The following is a 21,133-nucleotide window of genomic DNA, read 5'->3' on the forward strand; positions in this document are numbered from 1 at the left end:
AAGTAAGTTAATTGAAAACAAAGCTATTTCAAACAAATCCGAGCTAAGTAGCTAAGTAGCTAAGTAGCTAAGTAGTTAAGTAAGCCGTGAACTCATAGCTGATAGCTGGAACGACGAAACTAAGCAAGAGCCAAAGCAATTGTGAGGTACCACGCTTATTATTTGATGAGGCATATATTACCCGTACAAATGTAAACAAGCGTAAAGCTGAGTAAGCATGCGCAAAACAGCGCTTTTATAGGATGATCACATCAGCTTGCGCGGAGCTTGAAAAAATACTTAGAACGAAGCGGTTTCAGGTTGTGATTGAGATAGTATTTTGCTACAAAACGCGCATAATCTCGCTATACAACATTTAAAGAAGAATTTACCTATGACTACCTTTCAATACTACTTTCACCAACTGCCTTGCTTCGACTGTAAAAAAACGACAGTAAGTACTGATCTTGGTTGGTTAACGCCTGCGATGAAAGACGATGCTATCGCACAAGTGACAGCAACACTTGCCCAAGGCGAGGTCACTCCTGATCTTTCAGCGGACGTGGTTTGTACGAAAGATGAAGCGCGTGAGTATTTACTACTGAACTTCTTCGGTTATTCAGAAGAAGAGCTAGCAAGCGGAATCGAAGCGGATGATGAAAAAGAAGTGGTAGACGAAATCGCAGAGCTAGTAGAAGAAGGTAAAGACACCATCACCTTCGAACATGAGATTGCTCTTCAGTGCTGTGCAGACTGCGATGTTGAAGACGAGTCAAACTAAGCTCTTGTATTAAGAGTATTAAACTAAGTACTCTTATTAAGGTTCATCATGAAGCTATGATGTTCTAATGATGAAAGGCGTTAGCGAATTGAGTTCGCTAACGCCTTTTTTGTCTCTCTGTTTCTTATCTTTAAGCGGCATTCAATCTTAAGATGTTGTGCTTTCTATGATGCCTTGTTTGCTCAGTTGCGAAAGGATCTCAGCGGTCTTCTCTCTGAATAAATCTCTCAGTAGACGCACAGTCGGGGTGATGGATTGACGACTTGGACACACTAACCACAGCTCGGTAGGGGTCGGCTTAAACTCAGGCATGACTTTAACCACTTCGCCTGAAAGCAGATGACGTGACATGTCTAGACAAGATTTTATTGCCACTCCTCTACCCGCGATACACCAACGTCTTACAAGGTCAGCGTCGTTCGAAGCTCGGTTCCCTTTTAGTTTCACTTTATGATCTTGAGTGCCATCGTTGAATATCCACTCGTCTTGCAATATGTCATGAAGTTGGTAGAGCAAACCATTGTGTTGAGTTAAGTCACTCGGGTGTTTTGGTGTTCCCATTTCAGCCAAGTATTCAGGGGCCGCACACAATATTCTGGGTACATCGCAGATTTTAAAGCCATACATGTTGGCATCAGTCGGGGAGCCATAACGCAGCGCCATATCGACGGAATCTCGGTAGAAGTCGATATTGCTATCGCTGATGCTAGTACGAAGCGTCGCCTTTGGGTATTCAAGCAAGAACTCATCTAACCAAGGTGTGATTAGGTTTCGTCCTAGATCAGAAGAAAGCGCTATGCGAATTTCACCATCAAGAATCCCGAGCTCTTCGCGCATGTTGAGCTTCGCTTGCTCCAACATCTTTAAGGCTTGTTCGCATTCCGGTAAATAACGCTCGCCAGCTGAAGAGAGCCTTAGGTGGCGCGTGGTTCTTACAAATAACTCCGCACCGAGTGCCGCTTCAACACGTTTTACTGCTGCACTTGCTGTGGCAGTGCGCATATCTAGGTTGGTGGCTGCAGCGGTGATACTGCGAAACTCTGCCACTTTCAAAATGACCTGTAAGTCTTCAAGAAGCATGTTATCTACCTGTATTCAATTATGTTCTAAACATGGCGTTGGGATATTTCCCCATCACAATGTGCAGATGGGTTATCTCTACTTATCGCTTCTAAGTTAGCTTCAAACACTTAATTGTCAAAACTAATTTGATAATAATTCAAATGTGAGGCTGTTTTAAATTAGTAATTTTCTCACTATCATTTTCCCATATCGACAACGTAGCGCAGTACGCACTGTATGGACGAAGCCTACGATCTAGGGGGATAAGATGACTAAGAAAATCACAATGGGTGTAACGGATTTGTCGTTCCACCTTACGACCGCATCGTTGGTTGCCAATGTATTGAAAGCCATGGGTTTTGAGGTAGAGCGTATTTTCTCTCCCCATCAGGAGAACTTTGAAAAGCTGAAAACAGGCCAAGTGGATATGCTTTCTTCTGCGTGGCTGCCATCAAGTCACGGTATCTACAAAGCGGGCGTTGAAGAAGTTGAGCCACTTATCAAGCTTGGGCTTCATTATGAACCTTATGCTTTGTGGGGCGTACCAGACTATGTGCCTGAAGAAGCGGTTTCTGAAGTCTCTGATTTATTAAAAGCCGAAGTGGTCGAGAAAATGAACTCGACCATTCAAGGTATCAACCCTGGCGCTGGCATCACACGTTTCTCTATCCAGATGATGAAAGATTATGGCCTGAGCGATGCCGGCTACCAGTTCTTTCCTGGCAGTGAAGATGATTGTTTCAATGCCTTTGAAAGTGCGGTCGCAAACAAAGAGTGGGTGGTAGTGCCACTGTGGAAACCTCAGTTTTTGCACTATCGCTACGATATTCGTGAGCTCAAAGAGCCAAAAGGCCTACTCGGAATTGTTGATAGAGCAGTGCTTCTTTTAAGAGACGACAAGAAGCATCTGTTCAGCGAACAACAGATTCAGAAGTTGGATTCCCTGCGCTTCTCGAACGACATCATCGCAGAGCTGGATTACAAAGTTTGCCGTGAAGGTAAACCACAAGATCAAGTCACACATGATTGGTTGATTGAGAAAGGGATTATTTAACCTCTAAGCCGTTGGCAGTGCAGTTAGATGTCTGCATTACCCAGATAACGGCAATACAATTATCAAAAATTATTTGAGAATCATTCAAATATTAGGCGGTTTATCTAGAGTGAGAATTGACTAAGATTAACTCGTCTAATTCAAGGAGAAAGCACCATGTCAGTACCATCAAAAATGAAAGCTATCGGATTTACTCAATCACTTGCGATTACAGAGCAAGACAGTTTATTTGAGTTTGAAACGAGTCTGCCAGAACTAAAAAATAATGACTTGCTGGTAAAAGTGAGCGCGACTTCTATTAACCCTGCTGACGCAAAAATTCGTATTCGTAGTGCCAAAGACAAAACACTCGAACAACCAAAAGTGCTGGGTTATGACGCAGTCGGTGAAGTTGTTGGCAAAGGTGCTGACGTTGAAGGCTTCAAAGTCGGTGACCGTGTGTACTATGCGGGTGACGTAACACGCATGGGTGCTAACGCAGAATACCAAGCTGTGGACTACCGTATTACCGCTAAAGCGCCGAAGAGCCTTTCTGATGAAGCTGCAGCCGTTATGCCACTAGCAACGCTTACGGCATGGGAAGCGTTGTTTGACCGCCTGCGAGTTCGTCCTGAAGAGAAAAAATCTATCCTGATCATTGGTGGAGCGGGCGGCGTTGGTTCAATTACGATTCAACTGGCTAAGCAACTCACCAACCTAAATGTTATCGCAACAGCTTCAAGACCTGAAACGGAGCAGTGGGTAAGGGATATGGGTGCGGATCATGTGGTGAACCACCGTAACCTTGTTGAGTCTGTGCGAGAGCAAGGCATTCAACACGTCGACTACATCTTCAATGTTGCGGATACAAAAGGGCACTGGGATGCGATGGTTGAATTGATCGCACCGCAAGGCATGATCAGTTCGATTGTTGAATTTGATGGTGGCATTGACTTGTCAGCGCTGCAAGGCAAATCAGCAGGCTTTGTTTGGGAGCTGATGTTTACACGTTCACTGTTTAACACCGAAGATATCCAGAAGCAGCAAGACATCCTATTCCAAGCCGCGAATCTGATTGATGCGGGCCGTATTAAATCGACGCTAACCTCGACCCTAAATGGCTTTAGTGTGGAAACACTTAAAGATGCACACCAACGTATTGAAAGCAGTGCCTCGATTGGTAAAACAGCTATCAAATACTAATTGCTGATGTTTTAATCCGCCGTTGTTTTGAATTGTTGACGGTTTAAATAGAAGAAGCCCCTGATATCTGATTGCTAGTCAAAAGGTTTCAGGGGCTTTTGTTTGTTTTCAGTTTAGTCAGTTTAGTCAGCTTCTGGTGATGTGATAGGTTTCGATGTTCTGAAGTGAAGCTGTATTAGGTCTAGCTCAAAAGGCGAGGGCTCTTTGTCCGCAATCAAAAAACCGATTTGTTTGATGTCTCGTGCCTTAAGTTCCGGCGCATCGCTCAGTAGCCGACCTCTGAACACCGCTTGAAAATCGTTGAATTGGAACGCCTTGCTAAACTGTTCTCCCTTTATCGTATCGAAATCGTGTTTGTATTGAATTCGATTGCCGTCCTTCGATGTTGTGAACCTCAGTTGGTAAGTGCGACCATCACCAACGAATACTAGCTCTGCACTGTCTATTTCATGGGCAGGTGATTCAATGGAGCGCTTTACAGAACTGAAACCACCATTATTTTCTAACGATAGCTCGCCCCTAAATCGACTCATATCATCAAGATAAATGAGCTCGCCTGTAGAGATGCCACCCATTACATCGTCGTTGGTCACTGTCCAGTTTTGATGCTCACTCGCTTGTGTAAAGTCGATCATGTTTGTCCCTATTGCGCTAGCCTTAAGACTTAACGAATGTAGGCTGAGTAGAAGGAGTAAAGATGTGGTTAACCTAAGGGGTAACCGTGTTTTACAATGGGTTCCGTTCATGAATTTCTCCACTCTTTCCCCGCAGGCTCTGCGTTGTTTACTCGACAGCGATGGTTCACTTATGAAGAAGGTTCAGTTTCAAGCATAGCTAAACAACGCTTGATGAAGTCTTCATAGTTCGATGCTTTGTCGTATTCGATCTTCAATGAGCCGTGGAACATTAGGGTCACTGTAACGTCTCGGTAGCTCAACCAACAGGTGTAACCATCGTAATCGTGCCACGCTACCATCTCGCCCAATTGATACTTGCTGTCCAATTGCTTGCCCGAGGAGCGAATGCAATCGAACACTCTGAGAAACTCTAAGATAGTGATTCTGTTGTCCATGTATCACTCCCGCTGCGCAGTCGATGAAAAATGCTAAGTGCTTGTATTCGAATTAACTACGGTTTGGTTCTGCATTACGATCACTGTGGGGGGGCGGTTGCTCAATCACTGCAGCTGTTTTGCAAAAGGGCTAAGATAAACAGAAGAAAGGCGTTAGTAGACTTGAGTTTACTAACGCCTTTTTATTTGGTGACTTTTTATTGAGTGCCTTTAGCTGGCTCTATGGAGTTTCAACTCAAACTATCAGTTAGAAATCATAGAGCACAGCGGATGCCTAGAAGTAATGAAACACCGGAGGTTCATGCATTAAGAAGTTTTGATGCGAGATGTTCCAAGCATAAGCGCCTGCTAGCGTGAACACCACATAGTCACCGATGTCGATGTGATCGATATTTTGATTCCGTGCCAGAACATCTTTTGGGGTGCACAACTGACCAACTAGTGTGGCTGTAGTCTGGTCTATTGGGTTTGAAATAGTGGGTTGCTGATTACTTTTCACGATTGCAAAAGGGTGGTCATGGCTTTGCGCTGCCGGAGTACGGAAATGATGTGTGCCTCCGCGAGCAATCACAAAGTTTTCACCGAGATTTTGTTTAATGTCTAACACCTCCATCACGTAGTAGCCACAAGGTGCTGAGATGTAGCGCCCGCACTCAAAACGCAGTGTCCAATCTTGTAGTTGTTCTTTGGCAATCAGAAATTCCAATTTGTCACAAAACTCTACCCACGGAAAATGTTGTTTCTGATCTTGATAATTGATTCCCATACCGCCACCCAAGTTGATCGTAAGATCTTCAAGTGAGTATTCTTCTTTCCATTCCTTCACTACTTGGAAATAGCGTTCCATCAAAGCTAAGTGTCGACCGACTTCAAGCTGGTGTGACATCAAATGGAAGTGAAAGCCATTCAACTTGATTAAGGGGGAATCGCGTAGGTACATCAAGGCATTACTTAACTCACTCTCATCGAGGCCAAACGGGGTGGGCTTTCCTCCCATGGCTAATTTGCTAAGTGTGATGTCACCAATGTCTATGTTCATACGCAGGAAGATCGGAGCAGGTCGATTCAACTTTTGTGTTAAAGAACCAATGCGTTGTAACTCAGTGAGGCTCTCTACATGAATCGCATCAACATCGAGTATAATCGCTTGATCTAACTCACTGGGCACTTTCCCTGGGCCACCAAAGATCAGTGGTTTATTGAGTTGTTGCTGGTGGAGGTGTGCAAGCTCTCCGCCTGATGCTGCTTCGAAACCATCAACATAAGGGGCTAAAGTGCGTAATATCGGCTCTGAAGGATTCGCTTTCGCGGCGTAAAATAGCTCTACGTTTTTTGGCAATACATGGCGCATCTGCTTAATGTGCTGCTCCAATGCATCGAGATCATAAAGATAAGCACATAATGGTTGCGTTTGTTGCTTGGCCAATTGCTGGATTTCTTGATGGATAGAGGCTGAAAGTTGAGGAGAATTAAGCATGGTGAACTCCTTTTGAATGAGTTGGCCACGGTGCTGCAACTTGGGTGTAACCGGACTCTTTATCGGCATTTTGCATCAAACGTGTTGTGAAGTTATTTTTGCTTGGAAAATGACCATCGTTAAGCAATGCCATTAGTTCGGGTTGCTGGCCATTGATAGACGTCCAGCGGACGATAGCGTCTTTTAAAGTTCCCCATAACGTATTCTCAAGTGCCGAGTTACCCTCAGCGATAAAGAAAATGGCCTCGCTGATATTGTTAATGAAGGTGCAATAGCCAATACGGTTCCAACCTTGCTCACGACTGTAGTACACCGATTGACGAGCACGCTCTGAAAGTTGCTGAAGTGTTTCTGATGGCCAAAATTCGCGTAGTAGCTTGGTACCTTCTAAGTCTCGAATCCATACACAGCAAGGCATGCCTTTTTCAAATCCAATCAACGTATTTTGTAAGTGCGGTTCAAACGCAACCCCATGTTTGAAGTAGTAGTTAAAGACGCCCGGAATCAAACAATGCAGATAGCGCTCAAACCACAGCGTGGCGACATTGTCATATTGGCTTTGTGTTGTTTGCGCTTTTTGTTTGAGTTGAGTGGCGATGCAGCTGTTCCCGTCTGTATCGTAAGCAAAGAGGGCACCCGCTAACGTTGGTTGCAAAATATCGGTTTCGCTTAAGGTGAAATTCTCTCGATACAAAATACCAAACGACTCGCGAGCTTTAATAACATCAGTTTGTTCCTGCTCGGCAACCGACTCTAGATCCAATGTGGTCGCGTAAGGTTCAGTCATTACCTTGAATACAGGATTACGTAACTGTTCACTCTCTTTGATGGGATGCAGAATCGAGGTTAATTGAACGGCACTATCGAGCTCATACCATGCGTTTTTACGTACGCAGTTAGTTAAACGTACATTGATAGAGAACTTAGCAAACCAATCCATATCTGGGTGGTACAGAGTGCGCACGGATGAAGTGGGTAAGAGTTTTTCACCACCTAATCCAAGCGGGATGATTTTGCCTTGTTCAATGGCCGTTTTGACCACTGGGTTTTGCAAAAGTGTGTAACTTTCCCAAGGGTGACAAGGGTAAAGCATGGTACCTGCTGAATTGTTTTCATCAGGTGCAAGTTGTTCAAGCATGGTCGTTGGTGAGGTTCGGTCATCTGAACTCAAGACGTCGAGCAACGCGGTGTCGACCTTAAACCAATACAGGGGAACCTTAGCGCCAACCTCAGGGGAACACGCTAGCAGATCATCGATACTGACACCTGAACGACTCTTTGGCGTTGGATGAAAAGTATGTCCCCAAAGTAACGATTGCTCTGATGCGATAAACGCGTTGTGATGCTGAGGTGAGCTGTCTGAGTTTAGGAACTGTTCGGTGATCAACAAACTGTTTTCCATTTGCTCGACCAGTTCGTAATTGAATGGAATCGTCAGCATTTCTTTTAGGTAACTGAGTAGAAGCGTCAGGGTTTGCGTTGCGTCCAATTTGCACCAAGCTGCGCCGGGCATTTTAGCCCAAGGTGTATCACTGAGCTTCACTTTCCCCAGTTTACTGATGTACTCAACGGGTAAAACCATCAGACCATTTTTCTGAGGTTGATCTTGGTGAGGTAGGTGAATGGCCACGCGCTGGTGAGCGTTGTAGTTTCTTTTCAAAGTTTGAGGCAGAGAGGCAGAACTGTAGCGCCAATTAACCTGTTCATTGGGTATCGCGTATTCACGTAAGTAACAGTTCACCACGCCCATGATGGTATTGAGTTGGGCTTTTTCTCGGTTTAGCAGTACTTTTTTACGATTTTGAAGAGCTTGGTCTTCAGCGTAATACTCACTTGGAGATAATTGATTCTGTAACATGTTGATGTCCAAATTTTGAATGGATGATCAGCGCGATAGCAGCAATGCCACCGACCAACATAGAAAGTATGAAAGGAACCTCAAGCCAGCCCAAGCTTGATATAAAAGACGCGCTCAACCCAGCCGTAACGCCACCCCATTTAGACATAGCGTCAAAGCGCGAAAATACTTTGCCGCTTTGTCGTCGATCAATTTGGTTTGCTAACGCTTGATGCAAGCCGTGATAACAGCAAACCATGCCAAGTCCGAAAACAATACGAGCAATAATCAACACTTCTTGATAAGGAGTGAGATGCATTGCTGCACTGAGTGAAAGCAAACCAAAGCCTAGCCATAAAGTACGCTGCGCTTGATTGCGTTCAAACTGGTGGCGATCAACCCATTCTGAGAACAGATGGACTTTTCCTGCAAAGAGCAGATAAACACCATGTGGGAGGGCATATAAAAACCCAATCCACGCTTGGCTTGTCACGCCATATTGCTGCACATAAGGCGAGAAATAGGGGAACGTGACGACCATGGCGAAAGCAAAGCTGAACTGCGCGCCAAACACCCAATAAAGCGTATTTAACGAGTTGGTTTGGCTGCTTTGAGCTTTATTCGATACCTGATCTTTTACAATTCCCTTAGATTTCGCTAAGTCATCGATGGGTAATGTTAAGGTGATCAATAGCGCGAATAGCGGCAAAGCGGACAACCACAGATACGCGTTCAGCGGGTTTGTTTCTGATAAGCTCCAGCCAAGCCCTATCGGAGCAATAATTAGCGCCAGACGGGCAGAAAGCTGAGTTTTATTGAGTGACTTACCGAGTGATTTCGCATCGTTGATTTGGCTGGATAAGTAGCTGTTTGAGGCGGCCATGGTGCCACCAAAGGTTCCTTGAATGATAAGACCAAACACAAACATTGAGAGATTACCGGCTAAGCCACACAGCGCGAAGCCTGCTGCAAGCCCGAGTTGAGCACGTAATAGAGAGCGACGTCTGCCATATTTATCAGCAAACTGCCCCCAAAAGCGTGCCGCAACGGCAGTGCAAAAGGTCGGCAAAATGAACAGTACCCCCGCCCAGTCCGAAGTAATGTTTGCATCCAGTGTTGGCAATACCATTGGCAAAAACAGCGGCATTCCTAAGGCTGCAAACGCGGCGATAAAGTGGCTTAAAAGTACACAATAGATGAGTTTGGTCATGATGCGTTAACTCACACTCTGCTTGATGTTTTCAAGGTAAGCGTGTTGTGCTTCTTCGCTGGTTAGCAATAAAAAGTTCGGTGCTGACAAGCCATAAAATTTATTGATATCGCTTGCACCGGATAACTCTTTAGACAACAAGCTACCTGAGCTCAATAGATATTTAGCGTATAGGTTGGGTGACTCAAACAACATCTCGTTTGCGAGCTTGGTGTTGTGTCCTTGTTTGTCCAACTGGCTAAGCTGTTGGGAAAGGCTATTGGCAACCACTTCATACAGATAAGCTGACGTGGCGATTCCTTTCGTCGCCATTGCTTCGACAATCGCGGCAATGTCTAACTGCAAAGTAATCGTGGTAAACATCTGACCAAGAGCAAGTTCGTTGTCTACAGTGATGCGTTGATCTAAAAGCTGCTCACATTTTACAGGCGATTGTTGTTCAAACGTTTGGAAACGTTCTGGCCAGATACGCGCTGCATCGTTGTCTTTCATGGCTAAGGTCATCTTGCCTTGCTCATCGAATGCAATGATGGCGTTTTGTTGGTTAGACTCCAACGCGATACCGTAACGAATCCACAATGTAAGATGCACTTTGCAAAGCAGATCAACGTAATCTTTAAACCAAGTCAGTGTATCTTGCTGATAATACTGTTCGGCGAGGTGTTCCAAGAACAAGCGTTCATCAGGCATTGGACTGGCAAGAGCAGCCACAGGCACCAGTGCTTTGTCTTGGAAGTAATTCGGCGGATATTCACGCACAACGTAAGCAAAGGTTTTATCGTCTCCAACATGGCCGCCATGTTTCTCATTACAATGGAAAAACGTGCCGTGTAGATCTTGATCTGTTTGCTCTAAGTGCGTCAACAAACGTTCAAACCAATGCCCATCATAGAGCGTGGAGGGTTTGATTAGGCGAATGTTTTTAGTACCCAAAGATCGCATGATCAGCGGCACCTTGATGTGGATCTGTGGTGCGTGATTCACAACCACAGTGCGTACTGACAGGGTAGGAGTCACCTCAAAACACGCAACCGGCGCTTCAATGACACCGTCAGGAAGTCCATCAAGACTTCTTAGTGTTAATGGGTGTGCGGGGAATAACTCATGGCTAAGAGCAAAATCGGCGGGCAGACCCACTTGCTCCATCGTTGGCCAACATTCTGGTTGTGGACTGGTCAATGTAACGAGTGACTTTTCGATTGCGAGCCAACGAAGTTCAAAGCATTGTGCAAATTCTGGCGCAAATTGTTCTAGGTCGTGATCGCTTAAACCGAACTTAGCACGTGCTGTCGGGTAGTAAGGGTGGTCAAGATAGGATGCGATTTGATCGGCACGTAATAGCTTTTGCTCCCAACGTTCTAGTTGAGAAATTGGCAGCATGAGTGCTTCCGAGTACTGACTGAAGGCGCTATCACACAATCCTTTGTGTTTTTCTGCGCATTCGAGTTCTTGCAAATAACCATCTAATAACGAATGCGAGCTTTCGTGAGCACCTGCTTTCAATAATTCGATCCAATCTTGATAGTGCTGCTGTGCTTCAACGACACCATTTCTCTCGATGAACCAACTATCACCTTTCGAGCCATCTGGTTGGCCGTATACCCAACGCTGCATGTAATAGCTCGGAGTAACGGGCAAGTAGAGTGTAAAGTCTGAACCCGCAAAAACAGCCCAAATTTGATTACGAGGATAAGAAGATAACTTGAGTGTACTCGGGAGCTGAGATTCAAATCGGCTTTGAGAAACTAATCCGAATAAATCTTCACGCAAGCAAGTATCGACTAAGCGTTGAGTGAGGTATAACGCGTTTTCATTCATGCTGTTACCTCGTTTGTTGCTGTTAGATTGAAGCGAGAGATTGCCTGTTGTAGCGCGGGTTCTAGTGTTCGACCAGAAGGAGAAACGACCGAAATTCTCGCTAGGTAATCCTTGTTGGAGAAACTTTGTTGGAACGTCTCACCAACCTTCTTAAGCACTTGCTGTTGAGTGACAATATCGCCCTCTTGGTGAATGAAAGAGGTTGATGACCCTTCAATCAAACCGCTTTGTTGCGCCACTACATAGTGCACATGGGCACTGCCATCAATACGAAATATAGGGTCAAGCTTGTGACCCAAGTGAAGATTTAAGATGGTATTGAACCAATTCCCGCCACTGAGGTTATCAAGTAAAAACTCTCGTCCATCACCAATACTTCGATAGTTGATCTCGACCAGTACCGGCCCTGAATCTGTGATGATGAATTCGCTATGGCAGACACCAAACCCCACCCCAAATTTTTGAAGCTGACGTATACATTCTTCTCGGTAGTGAACGCTGTTAATACCATTCCAACTCGCAGCGGTTTCGATGAAGTAAGGTGGCGCAGAGAGTTCTACATCGAACCCCCCAAGTGCGACTAAATTTTCCCCGTCACCAATGGTTTCGACAGTGATAAGCGGACCTTGTAAAAACGCCTCAACCAAAATGGGAGTCGTAGGGTGCTTTTGCCAAAACGTATCGCAATAGTTATCCAGCTCAGCTGCAGACTCGCAGCGCTGCACGTCTAAACTAGCCACGCCTTCCTTGGGCTTCGCAACGACAGGAAAATCGAAATCGAATACAGGAGCGCTCTCTCGACTTAACAAAACACTTTGAGTATTAGGTAACGATTTTTCGTTGAGAACCTGACGAGTTAAGTATTTGTTTTTCGCCTTAAGAGTCACATTCCAATCTTTAGCAGGCACACCAAAGAACTGTGCACAGATTGCGGTGGAAGTTTGTAGGTGGTCGCTGTTACTGAAAACAGCATGAGGTTCTAGCTCTTGCTCTGTGATGATTTCGATGAGTTCAAGAGGGTTGAAGACATCGCATTCCAAAATTTCATCGGGATTAAAGCGGTCATCTTCATTTGCCAGTTTTAAGTGGTTGAGTTTGTGGTCTGTGATCAAAATGACGTGGAGACCCATCGCTTTTGCTGTCGGCACGAAGCCGTGAGTGATCGCATCATTCACGACGTGACTCACGATGATTATCGTAGATTTCATGGGGCTTTCCTAATTTCCAAAACGTTGTTGTCGCCTGCTCACAACTCGCTTTCAAGTGCTCTCTTTCGGGGTTAAAAGAAAGAGAATTTTTCTATCTTATTGTTTTTATTTATTCTTATATCATTAGTGGTGTTGCATATTGCAAAGCAAATATAGATCAAAAAATATATATTGCAAATATAAATGATATTTGTTCTTATTCGCAATATTGTTATTTTATAAACTAAAACGGAATTAGAAAATGAACATTAGATTAGCCTTGTCCCCTCTCGCTTTGGCTATTGGAGGTGCATTAACCGCAGTGGCTACCGTGTCGAATGTAATGGCTGCAGAAGTAACGGTAGATGAAACCCTACAAGTTATTGGTCATCAGTACGAAGGTTACGCGGAGCACATGCCTCAGTCAGGAACCAAAACGGATGTCGAATGGTTGGATGTACCGCAGGCAGTATCGGTGGTCACAAAGACGGAAATGGAAGACCGCGGTGCTGTACGTTTGGTGGATGCACTTGATGGTGTCGCAGGGGTTAACAATACCTTGGGTGAGGGAAGCCGAGACCAATTTGTGATTCGTGGTTTTGATGCACTCAACGACATGTACCGTGATGGTATGCGTGATGACGGGACTCTGCAATCGTACCGAAGCCTTGCGAATATCGAGCGTGTCGAAGTGGTAAAGGGCCCTGCAGGCGCACTTTACGGCCGAGGTTCAGCCGGCGGTATCATCAACTTGGTCACCAAGCGTGCTAACGGTGATAATTTCACACACGTCAACGGCAGTGTTGGCAGCAATAATCTTTTTGTTGGTCAGGTTGACAGCTCGATGGCGCTTAGTGACAAGGTTAGTGGTCGTATCAACGTGGAAAGTCGACAGTCTGATTCCTATGTAGATCACGTCGACTCTAATGATTTCTTTATCGCACCGACCATTCGTGTATTGCCTGCTGAGGGGCATACCATTGATCTCGATGTAGAATATGCGCACCAAGAGTTGGTGCCATATCGTGGTGTTCCATCTAAAAACGGTAAGCCTGTCGATGTCTCGGAAAGCACATTTTACGGTGGTACGAATGACTATCAAGAGTCGGACAGCATTCGTGTTGGCGTTAATTATGAATGGCTTTTGAACAGTGAATGGGCATGGACAAACCGCGCAGCATACAACCATATCGAGCTTGAGCAAAAGGGTACACGCCAAGGGACGGTAACTGGGAATGAAGTATCTCAGACTGTAAATAACTTCGGTTACGATCCTCGTACCACGACGACTCTTCAATCTGAGCTAGTTTGGGAAACCGATTCGAACCAAATGATGATCGGTGCGGATTATAATCAGATCAATATCGACTTAACGCTCGCAAGTGATAAAACCTTACCTCCAAAAGATATCTACAACCCTGTAGCAGGCCCAACACCTGATCCGGGTTTCAAACCTTTCCGTGATAACACGACAACGACGACAGGTGTATACATTCAAGACGTTTACACCTTTGGTGATCTTTCAGTGATCGGCAATGTGCGTTACGACTCGATGGAGCTGGAACAGCAAAAAGCGGGCTCAGCAAAAGAGAATCTAGACGATGACAAAGTGAGCTACCGCGGTGGTTTGGTCTACCGAATCAACAACGATATGTCAGTGTACGCAAGCTTAGCTCGTTCATGGCAATTGCCTTACTCAGGTATCTACATCAACCCTAAATTAGCAGAATTCTTCCACACCGATCTAAAAGAAATTGGCGCAAAAGCTTACCTATTAGATAACGCTTTGATGCTGAATGCCGCGGTCTTCCAAATCGATCAAGAACAACCTGAAACCAATATAGACGGAGACGTTGTTAACAAGATCGAAGCTCGTCACCAAGGTATTGAATTAGAAGCTCGCGGTCAGTTTACCGAGCAGTGGGACATTTCTGTAGGCTACAGCTATTTAGACGCGGAGAACAAAGAGACAGGCAAAAAGCCAAACGATGTATCTGATCATTTGTTCTCTCTTTGGAGCACTTATCAGTTAGATGACAACTGGCGTTTAGGTGGTGGCGTGAAATACGTAGGCGACCGTTACGCGGGTAATGATGAAGCGGTAGCTCTGGGTGACTACACCACGGTTGACTTGATGGCAGCGTACACCACGGGTCGTCACAAAGTTCAAGCGAATGCTTACAACGTGCTTAATGAGAAATACATTCTGGGCGCAACCAACGGCACGTCTGGTACTAACCAGATTGGTTACGGAGCACCAGCCGAATTTATGCTCAGCTACGGCTATCAGTTTTAAAAGCTAATTCAGTTCTAAGAGTTCGTTCATTTCTAAGAGCTAGTTCGACTCTAAAAACGATTGATTTGTTCACTACGAGTGAGTGAACAGTTGGCTTCATTTTGAGGCCGTTTAGCCCATAGGATCAAAGCGCTGAATCGTAAACATAGCCTTTGATCCTAACTTGCCTATTTAGGAGATTTTCATGCCTTACCAGAATTTGGATGGTAAACCCTGTACTCAATCACATCAAAAGTTGCGTCTAAGTGCCCTTGCAATGGCCATCGCTTCAGTGACTTCCATGGGCGCATTTGCCGCGTCAGATCCACAAACGACGACCATGGAAACGGTTGTCGTGACGGGCAGCTTGATCGGTAATTCAGAACTTGAGGATGTGAAAGAGTATCCGGGAGCTCGTACTGTTCTGACTAATGAACAAATTAAAAAGACTGGCGCACTCTCGATTGACTCTGCCTTCCAAAGTGTACCGGGCATTAAGGTTCAAGACGAAACGGGCACCGGTGTTTTGCCTAACATCTCAGTGCGTGGTTTGAAAGCGAGTCGCAGTGGGCACGCTCAATTCCTCATGGATGGTGTTCCTCTGACACTGGCGCCGTATGGTCACACAGGACAATCAATTTTCCCTGCAACGCTGTCGATGCTTGATCGTATTGATATTGTGCGAGGCGGTGCGGCGGTTCAGTACGGACCAAACAACGTCGGTGGTGTGATCAACTTGGTGACCAAGCCTATTCCACATGAGTGGCAAACGGAAATCAGTAATCGCTTTACTGTATTCGAGGGTGGCGATACGCCGCTCAACGACTTTTACCTGCGAACGGGTGGTTGGTTAACCGATACGCTGGCACTTCAAGTCGAGGGGAACTTCTTAAAAGGTGAGAGCTTCCGTGAACACTCCGACACGGATGTAAAAAACTTCCAAGCGAAATTGCAATGGTTACTGAGCGATACTCAAGAGTTACAAGCTTTCGTTCAACGTTATGATGCCGACACCCAAATGCCGGGCGCTTTATCGCCAGATGATTACGAAAAAGATCGTACTCAGTCGAAGCGCCCATACGATGAATATCAAGGCACTTCAACGCGTTGGAGCCTGAAGTATTTACATGACTTGAATATTGCAGATAGCGCCGAATTAGAAATACTGACGTTTGGCCACCGTTCTGAGCGTTTCTTCCAATGGGGCTTTAACAGCGCTGGCGGTCACTGGGCGGACCCGGCATTACCATCAACCGATATTCGTACGTCACCACGTGAATTTGCTGTTTATGGTGTTGAACCTAAACTCGCGATGTACTTTGACGGAAATACCGTAACGCAAAATGTGATTGTTGGGGCACGCTACGTCAACGAAGATATCGATTACAAGCTGACTCAAACGCCAATTGCTGGTGGTGCTACAACAACCCCACGTGATTGGCACTTAGATACTGACGCTTTTGCTGGTTACATCAGCAATGAAATCGGCCTGTTCAATGACGTACTGAAAGTCACGCCGGGTATTCGTTACGAATCGATTGATATGACGTTTGATGATCTGGGTACAGCACAAAGCACAGACAACAAAGTGACGGAGTGGTTGCCGGGCTTAACTTTGGCATACCACCTGACAGAGCAATGGGTTGGTTACACTAATGCACAGAAATCTTTGCGTGCACCACAAATTGCTTACATTCGAGGCAAGGGTGAAGAGGGCAGTGAGCTAGCGTGGAACTACGAGTTGGGTGCTCGCTACAACCAAGATTCAACCAGCTTTAACATTGCACTTTACCGCATTGATTTTGAAGATCAGCTGCAATGGCAAAGTGCTACCCAAACTTTCGATAACATTGGTAAAACCCTTCACCAAGGTGTTGAGCTCTCTGGTCGTTATATTCCTCAAGCGATGCAAGCTTTGAGTTTGGGCGCTGGCTATAACTACTTAGATGCAACGTTAGAGGAAGAGGGTGCAAACAAAGGTAATCAACTCCCTTATACGTCTAAACACCAATTTAGCTGGGATGCGACTTACGCCTTTAGCAAGGTAGATACGACTTTGTCTGGTTACTACTTCAGCGAGTCTTACTCTGACAATGCGAATACAAGTGCCGAAGATGCAACGGGCGCGACAGGTAAAGTGCCTGCCTACATGGTCTGGAACTTTAACCTAGGTTCGGATTTGTACAAGGATGAAAACAGTAAGCTGCGAATGAACCTTGCGGTGAACAACTTGTTTGATGAGGACTATTACTTCCGCGGTATTGATACCAGCCCGGTTGGTCGTTATCCAGCACCAGGACGTTCTTACACTTTGGATCTGAATTATCAGTTCTAATACGTAATTTATTGAAAGTAATAACGAATAAAAGTCGCCAATACTCTTGGCGACTTTCACGGTTCTAGCGTTTAAGGAAAATTAAATATGGAAAACAACTCTCGCCTTTTGTTTTCGAATCAATTGATGCTGTCGAACGGACTGCTGTCACTCAATAAGCAGTTTTTATTCAGCAGGATAGCGATAACCTTAGCTTTGTTGGTTTTAAGCTTGTTTTCATTCTCCAGTTCAGCACAAACCAGGGTCATACAAGATGAGCAGGGTCAGTTTGAGATAGCGACTACTCCGCAACGTATTGTGGTGTTGGAGTTCTCATTTGTAGATGCGCTAGCTGCGGTGGGGGTTTCTCCTGTTGGTGTTGCTGATGACAATGATGCTTCGCGAGTGATTCCGGCGGTACGCGAATTGGTTCAACCATGGGAATCAGTTGGCATGCGTTCTCAGCCTAGCCTAGAAGCCATTGCGGTATTAAAGCCTGACCTGATCATTGCAGATGCAGAGCGTCATCGTACTGTCTATCAAGATCTACAACGCATCGCACCAACTCTGCTGCTCAAAAGCCGCGGCGAGACGTATCAAGAGAATTTGGAGTCTGCGCTCAAGATTGGCATCGCTCTCGACAAGCAATCGTCAATGGAACAACGAATTCAACAACATCAACACGCCATGGCTGAATTCAAAAGTCATTTCTCGCTCAAACAAACCGTCCAATTCGCTGTCGTGTCGGATAAAGGTATGTGGTTACATAGCCCTGCATCTTACGCAGGGGGCGTGCTGACCGCATTAGGTATTGCGAGCCCTATTGTGAAACCAACAGAGAAGGCATATTTACCAACCAGTTTTGAGTTGTTGTTGAAAACCAATCCGGATTGGTTGCTCCTTGGCGCTTACTCTCATCCTAATATTGTTGATGATTGGCAGAAAAATCCGTTATTCAATGTACTAACCTCTGCTAAAAATCAGCAAGTTGTAGAAGTGTCACCAGCACTTTGGTCATTGAATCGAGGCATGTTAGCGGCAGAACAAATGGCGAAAAATCTTGAGCAGATCTTGGACCCATCATGAGTACGATGTCGTTCTCTAAAAGTAAGCGATTCTGGCCAATACTGTCGTGGCGAGTCATATTATTTACGGCATTAGTGTCGTGTTTGGCACTGTCTGGTTACGCGGCCTCTATGACTGGGTGGTCTAATTTCTCTTTAACATTGAGTGACTTGATTCACTACTGGTTTGCGTTTGATGAAAGCAACATGACTCATCAAATATTGGCGACGCTAAGAGCGCCAAGAACTTGTGCTGGGCTATTGATTGGTGCGAGTTTGGCCGTCGCTGGGTTATTGATGCAAGGTTTGACGCGCAATCCACTCGCGTCTCCGTCGATTCTTGGCATTAACGCTGGCGCAGCCTGTTTTATGGCGTTAGCTGCAATAGGCATACCTGTGGTTAGTGATTTAAACCCAATCCTTAATGCGGTTCTTGGTGCATTGCTAAGCGGCGGTGCCGTTATGCTCCTCGGTGGTTTTTTCTCCGAACGTTCTCATCCGTTACGTTTGGTTCTCGCGGGTATCGCCATTACTGCGTTATTGCTCGGACTGACACGAGCGGCGCTGATTCTTGCTGACGACATGGCTTATAGCGTCTTGCATTGGCTTACTGGCTCACTGTCTAGTGTGGATGATGAGCAATGGCAACAGCTTTGGCCGCCTGTAGTGATTGGTTTGGTGTTGGCAATGAGTCTTGCCCGCAACCTCAACTTACTGGCACTTGGCGAAGAAGTTGCAGTGGGGTTGGGCAGCAACATCAGGTTTACTCGCCTCGTGAGTGGACTGACGATCGTGTTGCTTGCCGGAGCAAGCGTCGCTATCGCAGGGCCAATTGGCTTTGTTGGATTGTTAGTGCCTCATTTGGTTCGACCTATTGTTGGGCACAATTATCATTTACTGATTCCTATTTCAGCATTGGCAGGCGCAGCATTAGTGTCTTGGTCAGATGCACTGTCGCGAGCGATTGCTTTCCCGACTGAAACACCCGTTGGTGTTATTACTGCTTTGCTCGGAACACCTTGTTTTATTTTGATTGCGACGAGGAGATCTTAATGCACTATCACACTAAGATAATTTTGTTATCAGGGATTCTCATATTAGTGGCATCCGCAGGTTTGTTTGTCGGAGCAGCTTCGCTTTCTGTTTCTCAAGTCATCGAACATTTGGTCGCGTTTTCCAGCGACGACTTTGTTATCCATCAGTATCGGCTACCACGTATGTTGCTCGCGATAAGCGTGGGCGCAGGGTTAGGGCTTTCAGGGGTATTAGTGCAAGGCGTGATACGTAATCCGTTAGCATCGCCTGATCTTATGGGTATTAGCGCCGGGGCAGGCCTTGCTGCGACAGCGAGTTTAGTTTGGTTCCCCAATGCGCCAGTCAGTGTGCTTCCTGTTGTAGCTATGTTCGGTGGGGTATTGGCTGCAGGGCTGATTGCGGTATTGGCATGGTGGTCAAGGCCAACACCCGCCAAATTGGCGCTGGTTGGTATTGCGGTGAGTGCGTTTCTGGCCAGTTGTATCGACTTCTTGCTGGTTACCAACCCGATCGAGATCAACACGGCTATGGTGTGGCTTACTGGCAGCCTTTGGGGACGAAACTGGCAGCAAGTCCCGTTTATTTGGAGCGTGCTGCTCTTGTTGTTACCCATGGCATTATGGTTGGCGTGGCGATTAGATGTGATGGGGCTTGGCGAGGAAAGTGCGACCACATTGGGCACTAATCCAAAACAGATTCAAGCTCTCGCGTTATTGGCCGCTGTATTGCTTGCCAGTGTTAGCGTTTCTGTTGCTGGAACGATCAGTTTTGTGGGTTTATTGGCACCTCACTTAGCACGCTTGTTGTTTGGGCATAATCATAAATTGTTAATCCCAGCATCTGCACTGGTGGGGGCAATTCTGGTTACCAGCGCTGATGGGTTGGCCAGAGGTCTACAACCACCTATTGAATTGCCAGCAGGCGTTCTCACGTCTGTGATTGGCGCGCCTTATTTCATCTTTCTTCTCTATCGTTATCGAGGTTGGTAACCATGCTTAAAACGCAGAATCTTTCCGTCGCGTACGGCAAACAAACGATCATACCGAACCTGTCGGTTTCTATCCCTAAGGGAAAAATCACCGCATTGATAGGACCTAACGGGTGCGGTAAATCTACCTTGTTAAAGACGTTAGTCAGAATTAACAAACCAGTGGCTGGAGAGGTGTTGTTTGAAGACAAACCGCTATCAAGCTATGGCGATAAAGCGCTTGCTCGTTCGTTGTCACTTCTTCCGCAAATCTTGGTAAGCCCTGAGGGGATCACGGTAAGAAAGTTGGTCGAATATGGCCGTTCGCCTTATGTGTCTCATTGGGGGAGGCTAGGGCAGGACGATCAAAGGATTGTCGAACAAGCTATGCGTGATACAGGTGTGCTTGAGTTTGCTGATAAGCCTGTTGAGTCACTGTCTGGTGGCCAGCGTCAAAGAGCATGGATTGCGATGGTAATTGCACAAGATACGGACGTAGTGATGTTGGATGAACCGACCACATACCTTGATATGTCTCACCAGGTGGAATTAATGAACCTGATGCAACAGATGAATGCCAAAGGAAAAACGGTGGTTGTTGTGTTGCATGATCTTAACCAAGCCAGTCGTTACTGCGACCATCTAGTGGTTTTGGAAAAAGGGTGTTTAATAGCAGAAGGCTCGCCTGATGAGGTGATGACCGAAACTATGCTCAGTAACGTGTTTGATCTCAAAGCGAGCGTGTTTCGTGACCCTGTTTCAAATACACCAATGTGTGTCGCGATTTAGTTATCTGTTCTGAACAACGAGATCACCAAG

At 45.8% G+C, this 21,133-nt stretch carries 17 protein-coding genes; 9 read left to right on the forward strand and 8 right to left on the reverse strand.

The window, feature by feature from the left end; all coding sequences use genetic code 11:
• Positions 1-373: 373 nt before the first annotated feature.
• On the forward strand, positions 374-760 hold the full coding sequence (locus tag AB4185_RS15300; RefSeq protein WP_102333936.1) for a hypothetical protein: 387 nt from the start codon (positions 374-376) through the stop codon (positions 758-760).
• A 147-nt stretch (positions 761-907) separates the two neighbouring features.
• Here AB4185_RS15300 and AB4185_RS15305 read toward each other — a convergent pair whose 3' ends face one another.
• Entirely contained in the window at positions 908-1,840 is a 933-nt protein-coding gene (locus AB4185_RS15305; RefSeq protein WP_372110823.1) for a LysR family transcriptional regulator, read from the reverse strand.
• Between the two features lie 268 nt (positions 1,841-2,108).
• Here AB4185_RS15305 and AB4185_RS15310 point away from each other — a divergent pair, with 268 nt between their 5' ends.
• A complete protein-coding gene (locus AB4185_RS15310; protein WP_372135629.1) occupies positions 2,109-2,876 on the forward strand; it encodes a glycine betaine ABC transporter substrate-binding protein in 768 nt (255 codons plus the stop codon).
• Between the two features lie 156 nt (positions 2,877-3,032).
• Entirely contained in the window at positions 3,033-4,058 is a 1,026-nt protein-coding gene (locus AB4185_RS15315; protein ID WP_102428009.1) for a zinc-binding alcohol dehydrogenase family protein, read from the forward strand.
• 122 nt (positions 4,059-4,180) lie between these two features.
• Here the strand turns inward: AB4185_RS15315 and AB4185_RS15320 are convergent, their stop codons facing one another.
• From AB4185_RS15320 to AB4185_RS15350, 7 genes are all read right to left on the reverse strand, one after another.
• Positions 4,181-4,816, reverse strand: a complete 636-nt coding sequence (locus tag AB4185_RS15320) for a CIA30 family protein (RefSeq protein WP_372115314.1) — start codon at positions 4,814-4,816, stop codon at positions 4,181-4,183.
• A 47-nt stretch (positions 4,817-4,863) separates the two neighbouring features.
• A complete protein-coding gene (locus AB4185_RS15325; RefSeq protein WP_017081959.1) occupies positions 4,864-5,130 on the reverse strand; it encodes a DUF3081 domain-containing protein in 267 nt (88 codons plus the stop codon).
• 274 nt (positions 5,131-5,404) lie between these two features.
• On the reverse strand, positions 5,405-6,607 hold the full coding sequence (locus AB4185_RS15330) for a type III PLP-dependent enzyme (protein ID WP_372115315.1): 1,203 nt from the start codon (positions 6,605-6,607) through the stop codon (positions 5,405-5,407).
• Complete coding sequence (locus AB4185_RS15335; RefSeq protein WP_372135620.1) at positions 6,600-8,465, reverse strand: IucA/IucC family siderophore biosynthesis protein; 1,866 nt, start codon at positions 8,463-8,465, stop codon at positions 6,600-6,602. The genes AB4185_RS15330 and AB4185_RS15335 overlap by 8 nt, the downstream gene beginning before the upstream one ends.
• Complete coding sequence (locus AB4185_RS15340) at positions 8,437-9,654, reverse strand: MFS transporter (protein WP_372135621.1); 1,218 nt, start codon at positions 9,652-9,654, stop codon at positions 8,437-8,439. Before AB4185_RS15340 ends, AB4185_RS15335 begins: the two co-directional genes overlap by 29 nt.
• Positions 9,655-9,660: 6 nt before the next feature.
• Entirely contained in the window at positions 9,661-11,472 is a 1,812-nt protein-coding gene (locus tag AB4185_RS15345) for an IucA/IucC family protein (protein WP_372135622.1), read from the reverse strand.
• Complete coding sequence (locus AB4185_RS15350; RefSeq protein WP_017092039.1) at positions 11,469-12,680, reverse strand: acetyl-CoA carboxylase biotin carboxylase subunit family protein; 1,212 nt, start codon at positions 12,678-12,680, stop codon at positions 11,469-11,471. The genes AB4185_RS15345 and AB4185_RS15350 overlap by 4 nt, the downstream gene beginning before the upstream one ends.
• 241 nt (positions 12,681-12,921) lie before the next feature.
• Here AB4185_RS15350 and AB4185_RS15355 point away from each other — a divergent pair, with 241 nt between their 5' ends.
• From AB4185_RS15355 to fecE, 6 genes are all read left to right on the forward strand, one after another.
• Positions 12,922-14,955, forward strand: coding sequence for a TonB-dependent siderophore receptor (locus tag AB4185_RS15355; protein ID WP_017064385.1), 2,034 nt, complete (start codon positions 12,922-12,924; stop codon positions 14,953-14,955).
• A 184-nt stretch (positions 14,956-15,139) separates the two neighbouring features.
• A complete protein-coding gene (locus AB4185_RS15360) occupies positions 15,140-17,269 on the forward strand; it encodes a TonB-dependent siderophore receptor (protein ID WP_102444282.1) in 2,130 nt (709 codons plus the stop codon).
• Between the two features lie 87 nt (positions 17,270-17,356).
• Positions 17,357-18,334 (forward strand): Fe(3+) dicitrate ABC transporter substrate-binding protein, encoded by a 978-nt coding sequence (locus AB4185_RS15365; protein ID WP_017064387.1) that lies wholly within the window; start codon positions 17,357-17,359, stop codon positions 18,332-18,334.
• Positions 18,331-19,365, forward strand: a complete 1,035-nt coding sequence (locus AB4185_RS15370) for an iron ABC transporter permease (protein ID WP_029235209.1) — start codon at positions 18,331-18,333, stop codon at positions 19,363-19,365. Before AB4185_RS15365 ends, AB4185_RS15370 begins: the two co-directional genes overlap by 4 nt.
• Entirely contained in the window at positions 19,365-20,336 is a 972-nt protein-coding gene (locus AB4185_RS15375) for a FecCD family ABC transporter permease (RefSeq protein ID WP_372135623.1), read from the forward strand. Before AB4185_RS15370 ends, AB4185_RS15375 begins: the two co-directional genes overlap by 1 nt.
• A 2-nt stretch (positions 20,337-20,338) precedes the next feature.
• Positions 20,339-21,103, forward strand: a complete 765-nt coding sequence (gene fecE, locus AB4185_RS15380) for a Fe(3+) dicitrate ABC transporter ATP-binding protein FecE (protein ID WP_029235210.1) — start codon at positions 20,339-20,341, stop codon at positions 21,101-21,103.
• The last annotated feature ends 30 nt before the right edge of the window (positions 21,104-21,133 follow it).

This window comes from Vibrio sp. 10N.286.48.F5, from assembly GCF_041469785.1.
Classification (GTDB): Bacteria; Pseudomonadota; Gammaproteobacteria; order Enterobacterales; family Vibrionaceae; genus Vibrio; species Vibrio crassostreae_C.